This is a genomic window from Massilia sp. METH4 (genome assembly GCF_037094685.1).
GTDB lineage: Bacteria > Pseudomonadota > Gammaproteobacteria > Burkholderiales > Burkholderiaceae_D > Rugamonas.
Genome location: NZ_CP146614.1, coordinates 3,491,726 through 3,503,110 on the forward strand (window position 1 = coordinate 3,491,726; position 11,385 = coordinate 3,503,110).

Sequence of the window (11,385 nt, forward strand, 5' to 3'; positions counted from 1 at the left end):
AATGACCATCAATGACATTCCTCTGATTGCCTTCTTCCAGCGCGTACTGGATCCCCTGATTATCATGGGCACCCTGTACGGTGCGTCCATGCTGTTCGGCGAGCCTTTCACCGGGTATTCGCTGGTACTGATGATACTGGCCTTCTTCATCTCCTCGGCGGTATACCAATATGTCGATCCGTACCGCACCTGGCGCAGCGGCAGGATGCTTGCCTTCGTGCGCGATACGGTGGTTGGCTGGGTCGCGACGGCGCTGATCCTGCTCGCGCTGGGCTCGGTCAGCGGCCTGTCGTATCACTACGACGAGAAAGTGGTGCTGACCTGGTTCATCGCCACGCCTGTCCTCATCCTGATCAGCCACCTCGCCGCGCGCAAGTTCGGCCTCGATCCGGGCCGCCCGAACGACATTCGCTCGGTGCTGATCGTCGGCGCCAACGACGTGGGCATCAAGTTCGCCCGCACCATCGAACGCTACCCGAACCTGTTCATGCAGGTGCGCGGCTTCTTCGACGACCGGGCAGCGGAGCGGCGCCCGGAGGAGCTGCAGCATCCGATCCTCGGCAAGATGTGCGACGTTGCCGCATTCGTGCGGGAGAACAACATCAAGATGATCTTCGTCAGCCAGCCGATTTCAGCCCAGCCGCGCATCCGCCGCCTGCTCGACGAATTGCAGGACACGACCGCATCGGTCTACTTCCTGCCGGACATCTACGTATTCGACCTGATGCAGGCCCGCTTCGACAATGTCGGCGGCATGCCCGTCATCGCCGTTTGCGAGTCGCCGTTCACGGGCTTCAACAGCTTGATCAAGCGGATCAGCGATATCGTGATTGCGACCATCATCCAGATCATGCTGTTGCCGGTGATGCTCGTCATCGCCCTGGCCGTGAAGCTTACCTCGCCGGGACCGGTCATCTTCCGGCAGCGCCGCTACGGCCTCTATGGCGAAGAAATCATCGTGTACAAGTTCCGCTCGATGACCGTGGTGGAGGATGGTGCCGCGGTGGTCCAGGCACGCAAGAACGACCAGCGCCTGACCAAGGTCGGAGCGTTCCTGCGCAAGACTTCGCTCGACGAATTGCCGCAGTTCTTCAATGTCATCCAGGGCAGGATGAGCATCGTCGGTCCGCGGCCGCACGCGGTTGCCCACAACGAGCAATACCGCAAGCTGATCAAGGGGTACATGCTGCGCCACAAGGCAAAGCCGGGCATTACCGGATGGGCGCAGGTCAATGGCTTCCGTGGCGAAACCGAAACCCTGGACAAGATGGAAGCGCGCATCCGCTATGACCTGGACTACCTGCGCAACTGGTCGTTCTGGCTGGACCTCTGGATCATTGTCAAGACGGTCAAGGTAGTGTTTGCGCGACAGAACGCCTATTAAAGTCCTTGTTGCTAAGCCAGGTCTAAGAGTTGCGCATGCAAACATTGTAAAATTACTATTAAGAACGTTTGCCTCGGCGGCCGCACGCGGGATGGAAGTTTGTTGCCATAGAGGTTCTAATGTGATAACTTTTGCAAATATCTGTAGCGTGGACAAGCCTGCCCGCGACACTTCTAACACGTACTCAGGAGTAAAATTGAAACCTTTCGACTTTGATCGCCCGTGGGCCACTCTGCGGTCTCGCTCGTTCCGGCTGCTGCCCGTCGCTGGCATCGTGATCGCTGCCGTTTCGTTGAGCGCCTGCGGCGACAAGACTGCCGAAAAGAAGCCGGGCCAGGCCCTGGCCAGCGTGAATGGTGAAGAGATCACCGTGCTGCAACTGAACGATGAGCTCAGCCGTGTGAATCCGCAGGTCGCCCAGCAGGAAGCAAGCCGGAAACGCCTGCTCGAAGCGCTGATCGACCGCCAGCTGCTGGTGACCGAGGCAACCAAGGAAAAGCTGGACCGCGATCCGAAGGTCGTGCAGTCGATCGAGCGCGCCAAGGCGACGCTGCTCGCCCAGGCTTACCTGCAACGCCGTATCGGCCAGCCGGCCAAGCCCGAACGTACCGAAGTCGAAGCGTACTACAACCAGAACCCGCAGTTCTTTGCGCAGCGCAAGCAGTTCGACCTGCGCCAGTTGGTCGTGCCGACGTCGGCGGTCACCGACGAGGTGAAGAAGGTCATCGACAGCTCGAAATCGCTGGAAGAAGTGGCCGCCTGGCTCGCTTCCAAGCAGGTGAAGTTTGCTCGGGCCCAACTCGTGCGCAGCACCACCGATCTTCCGCCGCAGCTTTCCTCGAAGCTGCTGACCATGACGCCAGGCCAGATGTTCATCATCCGCGAGGGTGACCGCAGCCTCTTGATGACGATCGCCGAAGTCAAGGATGCACCGCTGACGCTCGAAGTCGCGGCGCCCCAGATCGAACAGTTCCTGGCCAACAAGAAGAGCAAGGAAGCGGCCGATGCCGAAATCAAGCGCCTGCGCTCGTCGGCAAAGATCGAGTACCTGAACGGTGAAACCCCGGCAACGGGCAAGCCGGCAGGCGAGGGTGGCGAGGGCGCGCACGACCGTGGCGTCGCCGGATTGAAATAACCAACGTTAACTGACGAGAAAATCTATGAAACGCTTACTCCTATCGATCTATCTCGCCTGCCTGTCGCTGTTCGTACTGCCATTCGCATCGGCTGCCGAGCTGACGCTCGGCCCGGGCGACATCGTCAAGATCTCCGTCTACAACAATCCGGATCTTGGCCTGGAAACCCGCATCGGCGATTCGGGCAACATCACCTTCCCGCTGATCGGGCAGGTACAGGTCGGCGGTCTCACCGTTCCCTCGGCGGAGCGCAAGATCTCCGAGGCGCTGGACAAGGGCGGCTTCATCAAGCGTGCCCAGGTCAACATCATCGTCACGTCCATCCTCAGCCAGCAGGTATCCGTCCTGGGCCAGGTCAACCGTCCCGGCCGCTATCCGCTGGATGCGCGCCGCAGCCTGCTCGACGTCCTGGCCCTGGCCGGCGGCTTCGGTCCGGAAGCCGGCGATACGCTGAACCTCATCCGTAACCGCGACGGCCAGGTCAGCAAGCAGGTCATCGATGTCGTGGAAATGGTCCGCAAGGGCGACCTGAACAAGGATGTCGAGCTGGCCGCCAACGACGTCATCTATGTCGAACGTTCGCCGCGCTTCTACGTCTACGGTGAAGTGCAGCGTCCCGGCAGCTTCCGCCTTGAACGCTCGATGACCGTGCTCCAAGCCCTCGCCGTGGGTGGCGGGCTCACGCCGCGCGGCACCGAACGGGGTATGATCATCAAGCGTCGTGACGCAAACGGCAATCTGCAGATGATCGAAGCCAAGAAGGATGAGCTGCTGCAGAACGACGACATCCTGTACATCAAGGAGAGCTGGTTCTGACCGCTGTCTTCAATATCGAAATGAAAGCCTGAAACATGAATCTCCATCTTTTATTGCAGATACTGAAGGCGCGCCGGCGCGTCCTGATCGGCACCTTCCTGCTGACGGTCGTCTCGACGCTGATCGTCAGCTCTCTTCTGCCCAAGACCTACACCGCGACCAGTTCGGTGGTCATGAATTACAAGGGCGTCGATCCGCTGACGGGCCTGGCCCTGCCAGGGCAGTTGATGCCGGGCTATATGGCCACGCAACTCGACATCATCAGCAGCAAGAATGTCGCCCTGCGCGTGGTGGATCGCCTGCGCCTCGCCGAAAGCCCCGCCGTCAATGCGCAGTTCATGGCCGCGACCGAAGGGCGCGGCAATGTGCGCGACTGGCTGGCCGGCTTGCTGATGAAGAAGCTGGAAGTGAAGCCGTCGCGCGAGAGCAGCGTCGTGAACATCAGCTTCAACGGTTCCGACCCGCAATTCGCGGCAGCGGTGGCGAATGCCTATGCTGAGGAATACCAGAACGTCACGATCCAGTTGAAGGTCGACCCGATGAAACGCGCCAGCAGTTTCTTCGATTCGCAAATGAAGACGCTGCGTGACAATGTCGAGGCCGCGCAGAGCCGCCTGTCGAAATACCAGCAGGAGCACAATATCGTCAGCGTCGACAACCGTCTGGATGTCGAAACGAACCGCCTGAACGACCTGTCCGCACAGCTGGTGGCCGCGCAGGCCCAGTTGATGGAAGCGCAGTCCCGTCAGCGCATGGCGAGCTCGGGTGGCGCAGCCGCTCCGGACGTCGCTTCCAATCCGCTGATCCAGAACCTCAAGCTGAACTTGAACGCAGCCGAAGGCAGGCTGGCCGAAGCGGAGCAGCGCCTGGGCCGCAACCACCCGCAGTTCCAGAGCCTGCGTGCCGAGGTGGACAAGCTGCAGCGTGAACTGAACCGCCAGACGGCGCTGACGTCGCAAAGCGTCGGCAACAACGCCAGCGTGCTGCAGCAGCGTGAAGCCTCGCTGCGCGAAGCACTGGCCGAACAGCGCGCCAAGGTGCTGGAAATGAACCGCACGCGCGATGAACTGAACGTTCTCGCCAAGGATGTCGAGACGGCCCAGCGTGCCTTCGATACGGCAGCCCAGCGCTTCTCGCAGACGCGCATCGAATCGCACGCCGAACAATCGGATGTGATGGTGCTGAACCCGGCGACGGCACCGACCGAGCCGTCGAGCCCGCGCATCCTGCTCAATACGCTGCTGGCTGTGCTGCTGGGCACCATGCTGGGTATCGGCTTCGCCATCCTGCTGGAGTTGCTCGATCGCCGCGTGCGCATGAACAGCGACATGGAAAGCCTTGGCATTCCGCTGCTGGGCACCGTCGACTGGCGCCCCGTCAAGCGCAGCCGCATGGGCGTGCTGGCCAAACTGGCGCCGCGCCGCCTCAGCCTGAATTAAGAGATGACTATCATGACTTTGCCTATCCACTCTATCCCGCCGGCGGCGAAAGTAACGGCGGCCTCCAGCATCGGCCATGTCTTGTTGGACATGGGGAAGATCACCCCCGAGAATGCCGAAGCCGTGCTGCGTCTGCAAAAGGAGAAAGGCGTCCGGTTCGGTGAAGCCGCCGTGCAGCTTGGCTTCATCACGGAAGAAGACATCCAGAAGGTACTCGCGCGCCAATTCGACTACCCGTACCTCCATTCGGCGGACAAGCGCTTTTCGTCCAAGCTCGTGGCCGCCTATGAGCCGTTCTCGCCGCAAGTCGAAGCGCTGCGCTCCGTGCGCAGCCAGCTGATGCTGCGCTGGTTTGCCCAGGCCCGGAAGTCGCTCACCGTCCTGTCGCTCGAGCCGGGCGACGATGGCGCCAACCTGGCCTCGAACCTGGCAGTCGTGTTCTCCCAGCTGGGCGAGCGTACGCTGCTGGTGGACGCGAACATGCGCAATCCGCGCCAGCAGAATATCCTCAGCCTCGCCCAGCGCAACGGCCTGTCGGATGTGCTGGCCGGGCGTGCGGAACTGGACGTGATCGTGCCGGTCGACGCCTTCGTGTCGCTGTCGCTGCTGCCCGCCGGCACGGTGCCGCCGAACCCGCAGGAGCTGCTGGGGCGCGATGCCTTCCATCGCAATCGCGAGGCGCTCGAGCGGATGTTCGATGTCGTGCTGTACGACGCGCCGCCGCTGGCCGAGAGCACGGACGGCCTGACGCTGGCCGCCCGCACCGGCGGCGTGTTGCTTGTCCTGCGCAGGAATACCACGCGCTATGAAGACGTGGCCCTTGTCGCCGACCGCATTGGACAGATGGGCGCGGCGCTGGTCGGCACTGTGATGGTGGACAACTAATGGCTGCCCCGCTGGTGCCCTGGACGGTTTCGCCCGCGCAGACGTTCCGCGCGGCGTTGCCTTCGTGGTGGCCGATCCTGCTCGGCATGGCGCTTCTTTTCGTGCCGACCCTGTATACCCTGCTCACGGGTATCTGGTCGACGGAGGAACAGGCGCACGGCCCGATCATCCTCGTGCTGTCGATCTGGTTGAGCTTCCGCCTCTGGCCGTCCGTGCAAGCCTTGCCGGCTTACACCGGCAAGTCGGTCCTGGGCTGGGTGCTGACCGTGGCGGCGCTGCTGCTGTACATCCTGGGCCGCTCGCAGGCGATCACGGCATTCGAGATCCTGGGATGCATCATGCTCCTGATGGGAGTGCTGCTGATCAAGCGTGGCCCGGCCGCGCTGCGCACGCTGTGGTTCCCGTTCTTCTTCATGATGTTCATGATCCCGCTACCGGGACCGGTGGTCAGCATGCTGACCATGCCGATGAAGATGGCGGTGTCCCATGTCACCGAACATATCCTGTATGCGGCGGGCCTGCCGATCGCCCGTAGTGGCGTGATCCTGCAGGTGGGCCAGTATCAGTTGCTGGTGGCCGATGCCTGCGCGGGCCTGCAGACGCTGCTGACCCTGGAATCGCTTGGATTGTTCTACCTGAACCTGGTGCGCCATCCTTCCGCTTTCCGTAACCTCGCGCTAGCAATTCTTATCATCCCGATCTCGTTCACGGCGAATGTGATCCGCGTAACCGTGCTGTGCCTGATCACGTATTTCATGGGCGACGCGGCGGGGCAGGGTTTCCTGCACGGCTTTGCCGGCATGGTTCTGTTCATCACGGCTCTCGTGCTGACCATCGCCGCCGACTCGGCGCTGCAATGGTATGTGCGCAGGAAAGAACGGCAAACGCCTGCTGCCGAAGTAAGGAAAATCGCATGACTCGCACTTTAATGACCAGTCTTGTACTCGGCGCCCTGATGCTTTCCGCTGCCGCGACCACGCGCGTCGTGACGCCGACGGCGAAAATGGCCGACAATACGGTGAAATTCAATCTCGAGCAGATGATCCCGTCCCAGTTCGGGCAGTGGCAGGTCGATACGACGATCGTGCCGCTGAAGCTCGATCCGGAAACCGAGGCGAAGCTCAACAAGCTGTACAACCAGACCGTTACCCGCACCTATGTCAACCAGAACGGCGACCGCGTCATGCTGTCGATCGCTTATGGCGGTGACCAGAGCGAGGGACTGGGCGTGCACAAGCCCGAGGTCTGCTATGTCGCGCAAGGGTTCGACATGCGCACCAACAAGCCTGGCCAGTTGAACACGCAATACGGCAACCTGCCCGTGCGCCGCCTGATGGCGGTGGCGGGCGAGCGCCACGAGCCGATCACCTACTGGCTCACGATCGGCAACAAGATTGCCCTTTCCGGGCTGGACTCGCGCCTGACGATGCTGCGTTACGGGCTCGGCGGTGTTATTCCGGACGGCATGCTGGTCAGGGTGTCGGCAATCGATCGCGATGCCGAGCATTCCTATCGAGTCCAGGATAGATTCGTGCAGGACATGCTGACTGCGGTGAGTCCCGAGGCAAGGAACCGTCTCATCGGTGTGTTCTGAAGGGCGGTTCGGTAATGAAGCTTTCCCTTGCATTTGGGCGCGGGGCCATGCCGGGCGCGCGCGCGGCGGGTACCCGCCAGGGTTCCCTGGCCGCGCTGATCCTGCTATTCCTGGGCATTGCGGCCATCGCGCTGCTGCTCGGCGCGGTCATCGGCCTCGGCTCTCCCGTGCTGGTCATTATCCTGGCCGGCGCCGTCTTCGGCATCATGGGTTTCCTGCTGCTCGATTCCTATCGCATGCTTGTCATTGTGTTTGTCTTGACATTCATCGTCCAGGGAAGCGTTGCGTCTTTCTTTGGTAACCGCCAGGCTGCCTGGGTAGTTATCGGTCTTGCTGTTCTATTCATTCTCCGGGCCGTTCTGGACCGGCAGTTCGCCAAGCGTCGCGAAGAGCCTGGCGTAAAAACGTTCGCCGATACGGCCGCGCTGGTGGCGCTGACCGGATACGCGATGATCTTCGCCGCGAGCACCATCTACAATCGTCCCGGTGTCGCGCAATTGGTCGTTGCGGTCAAGAGCGCGTGGCCGATGATCGGCGTGCTGCTGGCACTTGTATGGTTCAGATGGTCGATCGAGCGCCAGAAGACCTTGTGGCAAATCCTGCTCGGGGTTGCCATGCTGCAGTTGCCTGTTGTTGCGTACCAGCACTTCGTTGTCGCGAAAAGCCGCCTGGCGACCTCGCACGACGCCGTGGTCGGCACGTTCGGCGGCAGCATGGGCGGCGGGGGGAACAGCGCGCTGCTCGTGCTGTTCATGATCGGCCTCATGTGCTACGTCCTGGCCCGCTGGGACCGCGGGCTGATGTCGGGCAAGCGCGTTATCCTGTTCAGCATCGTCAGTATCGTTGTCATCCTCCTCGGCGAAGTCAAGGCGGCGTTCGTGTGGATGCCCATCGCGTTCTGTTTCGTCCTGCGCCGGCGCATGATGCGCAACCTGTTCGCGTTCATCGGTTATTCGACGCTGATCGTGGTGGTGGCCGGCGCCATCTGGAGCACCTACAGCGCCCTGTACTGGAGCAAGGACATCACGAACCAGAGCACGGTGACCGGTGCGCTCGAGGCCAGCGGCGGCTACTTCTTCGATCCCAACGAGATCAATCACAAGACTGGCGAGGTGGGCCGCGCGGCGGCGGTCGCCCTCTGGGTCGATGACAAGGCCGCGACGGTCGGAAGCCGGCTGATCGGGTACGGACCCGGCGCGGTCAAGGGCGGGCCGGGACTCGGATCCGGCAAGCTCGCCGCGCGCTTCGCGCCCTTGCACGTCGATCCGACCACGTTGGCAACGCTGCTGTGGGACGTTGGCGTCCTCGGCACCATCACCTACATCGGCCTGTTCGTCTTCGTGCTGATGGCGGGCTCGCGCAGGCTGCGACAACGGGATGGTTCGCCGGAAGCGGCGGCGATGGTGGAGGCGGCGCAGGCCATCCTCATCCTGATTACGTCCCTGATTATCTATAACCGTACGCTCATGGATGACCCTGCGACCCAGTTATTGTTTGTATTCGCTGCGGGTACGGTACTGCAGGCCGCCCGCTTCTCAAGCACGAGCAGTAAGCCGAAAGTCCATCCTGCGGTCGCGCGAGCACAGATCGCAGGCGCAGCATGACGGTGAGTCCTTATCACGCTTCCCGCCTGGTCCTTCAGGCGAAGCTCTTCACCGCGGCAAAATCCCTGGGGGCTATCGTTGCGCTCGCGTATCAATTTTTGCTGGTGCGGCACCTGAGCGTGAACGACTACGTGTCGTTCACCGTTCTCACCGCGGCAAACGGGATCCTGGTGTTCGCGACGATGTTCGGCATGGACAGGCTGGTCTACCGCTATGTCCCGCCGCTGCGCGAATCGGGACGGTGGCGCGAGATGTTTCTGCTGTTCGGTTCGCTGCTCCTGCTGAGGCAGCTGGCGATCGCTGCGCTGCTCTTCGTCCTTGGTTTTCTCACCCTCGAACTGCTGCCGAAGCAGATCGCCAGTGAAGTGACGCGCCTGCCCTGGCACTACGTCTGGTATGCCGTCGCGGTGGGTTTCAGCGATTCGCTCTCCACGTTCTGCAACAGCCTTGGCCGCCAGGGGCGCCAGGCCATGTACCTGTTGGTGATGACGACATTGCGTTTTGCGCTCAGTGCACTTGCCATCTGGCATTATGGCAACCTGGACGCAGTGATGATCGGCGATATTCTCGTTGGCACGGAGTTCTTGCTCGTTGCCGCGCTGCTGGTCACGCTGCTGGCCGAAATCAGGGCGCTGGCGCCGAAGGCGAGTGGCGGTCCCCTCCATTTTGGCTTCGACTGGCGCCGCATGATCTGGGAAAGCCTGAGCACCCAGATGACTTACATGCTCACGCTGCCGTTCCGCGGCGGTGTCATGAAGCTCATCGTCGGCGCCGTGGCGACCCCGGTCGTCACCGCCTCCTTCGGCTTTTTCCAGACCATCGCTGACCGTGCCTACCAGTTCATGCCAGCGTTCATGATGAAAGGTATCGTCGAGCCTGCGCTTGCAAATGGATATGCACGCAACCAGGATCTGTCGAGGGTGCGCCTCACGGCGTCGCTGCTCATCAGGTTGAATGTCGTCATCCTGGCGCTTGGGTTGGCTGTGCTGATCGGGTGCGGCGGCCCCCTGATCGATTTCGCCACGCGCGACCGCTACGGTACGGAAGTCGGTATTGCCGCCTTGCTGCTCGTCCAAATGGCGGCGTTGACCATCGGCGAGGCCCTGTGGATCGTTCTCAATCCGGTCGGCCGCATTGTTCACCATAACAAGGTATGGGTGTGGATTTCGATCCTCGGCTATGGCCTGCTGGCAGTGGGCGCGGCCTTGCGCAATCCGGAGGTGCTGATTATTGCGAGTGCCCTGCCATATTTCGCTGTTTATGCATGGTTACGATGGTTGACGCGTGAAACGGTGCTACAGGAAGGAATGGGATTTGGCTGGCTGGTACATCTGTTGCTGCCTGTCCTTATCAGCGCGGGCGTCGGCCGTGCGCTGGTGTGGCTGATCGGTGCCAATTCGATTGGCGCGCTCGTTGCCACGGCCGCGGTGGCAATCTGCTTTATCGCCATCCTCCGCACGCGCAACCTGATCACCAGGAACGAGGCCGCCGAGGTCAATGCGACTTCACCCAAACTCGCGCGGCTGTTGAAGCTGATTAGCGCAGGCAAGTAATAATAAACACGGGAATAAAGAAATGCGTATCGCATACATGATACTGGCGCACGACCAGCCTGAACTGTTCGGACGGCTGGTTCGCGCTGTTCACGCGGACAATGTGTCGATCTACGCGCACATCGATGCGAAGTTCGACGAGGCGCCATTTCGCGCGGCCGTGAACGGCGTGCCGGTCGAGTTCGTTACCGACCGGATCAAGGTGAACTGGGGAGGCTATTCCCAGGTCGAATCCATGCTCAAGCTGCTGACGCTTGCCTCGCGAAGCGCACGGCATGATTATTTGATCTTCCTGAGCGGCAGGGATTATCCATTGCGGCCGCACCGGGAACTGGTGTCGCTGCTTTCTGGTGCGCCGACGCGCAGCTATATGAATTTCTACGCGCTGGCCGACGGGACGGACTTTGTCGCGAAAGTCAGGAATTATTGCTACTACGATCTTTATGCAAAAGTGCCGACCCGGTTCCTGAAGCGGGTGGCGAATCGTCTCGTAAAGGAAATCAGCGCAAGACTACCCGATCGTAAATTCGTCGCGGATATGCAGCCATATCGCGGCTCCACTTCCTGGTGCATAACCGGCGATATCGCGGAATATATCGTCGGCTTTGTCGAGAGCCCGGCCAATTCGGATTATCTCCGATTCTTCCGATCGGTCAGCTGTTGCGATGAGATATTCTTCCAGACTATTGTTCTCAATTCCCCGTATGCCTCCACCTTGAACAGGTTCGATATCGACGGTATCAAGCGGCCAGGTGAAATGAAAAACGAGAATAAAGCGTCGCTTCATTATATCGACTGGGATCCTCGCCGCGAGGACCCCGCCATTCTCGATGAGCGCGACCTTGCCGCAATGCAGGCTTCAGGGAAGTATTTCGCCCGCAAGTTCGACGCCGTGCGGTCGGCAAAGGTGCTGGACACGCTGGATTCAGTTCGGCAGAGAAATAACGAGCCCGAGCATACTGACGGTTAAGATT

General features: G+C 61.1%; 10 protein-coding genes. All 10 read left to right on the top strand.

Features of this window, described 5'->3' with window-relative positions; translation table 11 throughout:
• Position 1 precedes the first annotated feature (1 nt).
• The 10 genes from V6Z91_RS15320 to V6Z91_RS15365 all read left to right on the top strand — a co-directional run bounded on the left by V6Z91_RS15320 (position 2) and on the right by V6Z91_RS15365 (position 11,381).
• Positions 2 to 1,384, top strand: a complete 1,383-nt coding sequence (locus tag V6Z91_RS15320) for an undecaprenyl-phosphate glucose phosphotransferase (protein ID WP_338758393.1) — start codon at positions 2 to 4, stop codon at positions 1,382 to 1,384.
• Between the two features lie 148 nt (positions 1,385 to 1,532).
• Positions 1,533 to 2,519, top strand: a complete 987-nt coding sequence (locus V6Z91_RS15325) for an EpsD family peptidyl-prolyl cis-trans isomerase (protein WP_338758394.1) — start codon at positions 1,533 to 1,535, stop codon at positions 2,517 to 2,519.
• A gap of 25 nt (positions 2,520 to 2,544) precedes the next feature.
• Positions 2,545 to 3,336, top strand: coding sequence for a polysaccharide export protein EpsE (epsE, locus tag V6Z91_RS15330; RefSeq protein ID WP_338758396.1), 792 nt, complete (start codon positions 2,545 to 2,547; stop codon positions 3,334 to 3,336).
• Between the two features lie 35 nt (positions 3,337 to 3,371).
• Positions 3,372 to 4,775, top strand: coding sequence for a chain length determinant protein EpsF (epsF, locus tag V6Z91_RS15335; RefSeq protein WP_338758398.1), 1,404 nt, complete (start codon positions 3,372 to 3,374; stop codon positions 4,773 to 4,775).
• 12 nt (positions 4,776 to 4,787) lie between these two features.
• Positions 4,788 to 5,660 (top strand): chain length determinant protein tyrosine kinase EpsG, encoded by an 873-nt coding sequence (gene epsG / locus V6Z91_RS15340; protein WP_338758400.1) that lies wholly within the window; start codon positions 4,788 to 4,790, stop codon positions 5,658 to 5,660.
• Positions 5,660 to 6,577 (top strand): exosortase B, encoded by a 918-nt coding sequence (gene xrtB / locus V6Z91_RS15345; protein WP_338758401.1) that lies wholly within the window; start codon positions 5,660 to 5,662, stop codon positions 6,575 to 6,577. The genes epsG and xrtB overlap by 1 nt, the downstream gene beginning before the upstream one ends.
• Positions 6,574 to 7,254 (top strand): exosortase-associated protein EpsI, B-type, encoded by a 681-nt coding sequence (gene epsI / locus V6Z91_RS15350; RefSeq protein WP_338758403.1) that lies wholly within the window; start codon positions 6,574 to 6,576, stop codon positions 7,252 to 7,254. The genes xrtB and epsI overlap by 4 nt, the downstream gene beginning before the upstream one ends.
• A gap of 14 nt (positions 7,255 to 7,268) precedes the next feature.
• Positions 7,269 to 8,858, top strand: coding sequence for a hypothetical protein (locus V6Z91_RS15355; protein ID WP_338758405.1), 1,590 nt, complete (start codon positions 7,269 to 7,271; stop codon positions 8,856 to 8,858).
• A complete protein-coding gene (locus V6Z91_RS15360; protein WP_338758407.1) occupies positions 8,855 to 10,411 on the top strand; it encodes a hypothetical protein in 1,557 nt (518 codons plus the stop codon). The genes V6Z91_RS15355 and V6Z91_RS15360 overlap by 4 nt, the downstream gene beginning before the upstream one ends.
• Before the next feature lie 22 nt (positions 10,412 to 10,433).
• Complete coding sequence (locus V6Z91_RS15365) at positions 10,434 to 11,381, top strand: beta-1,6-N-acetylglucosaminyltransferase (protein WP_338758409.1); 948 nt, start codon at positions 10,434 to 10,436, stop codon at positions 11,379 to 11,381.
• The last annotated feature ends 4 nt before the right edge of the window (positions 11,382 to 11,385 follow it).

What these genes read in the sequence shown, in the direction of transcription:
- V6Z91_RS15320 (WP_338758393.1), top strand. Translation starts at nt 2, where the DNA reads ATGACCATCAATGACATTCCTCTGATTGCCTTCTTCCAGCGCGTACTG.
- epsE (WP_338758396.1), top strand. Translation starts at nt 2,545, where the DNA reads ATGAAACGCTTACTCCTATCGATCTATCTCGCCTGCCTGTCGCTGTTC.
- epsF (WP_338758398.1), top strand. Translation starts at nt 3,372, where the DNA reads ATGAATCTCCATCTTTTATTGCAGATACTGAAGGCGCGCCGGCGCGTC.
- epsG (WP_338758400.1), top strand. Translation starts at nt 4,788, where the DNA reads ATGACTTTGCCTATCCACTCTATCCCGCCGGCGGCGAAAGTAACGGCG.
- xrtB (WP_338758401.1), top strand. Translation starts at nt 5,660, where the DNA reads ATGGCTGCCCCGCTGGTGCCCTGGACGGTTTCGCCCGCGCAGACGTTC.
- epsI (WP_338758403.1), top strand. Translation starts at nt 6,574, where the DNA reads ATGACTCGCACTTTAATGACCAGTCTTGTACTCGGCGCCCTGATGCTT.
- V6Z91_RS15355 (WP_338758405.1), top strand. Translation starts at nt 7,269, where the DNA reads ATGAAGCTTTCCCTTGCATTTGGGCGCGGGGCCATGCCGGGCGCGCGC.
- V6Z91_RS15360 (WP_338758407.1), top strand. Translation starts at nt 8,855, where the DNA reads ATGACGGTGAGTCCTTATCACGCTTCCCGCCTGGTCCTTCAGGCGAAG.
- V6Z91_RS15365 (WP_338758409.1), top strand. Translation starts at nt 10,434, where the DNA reads ATGCGTATCGCATACATGATACTGGCGCACGACCAGCCTGAACTGTTC.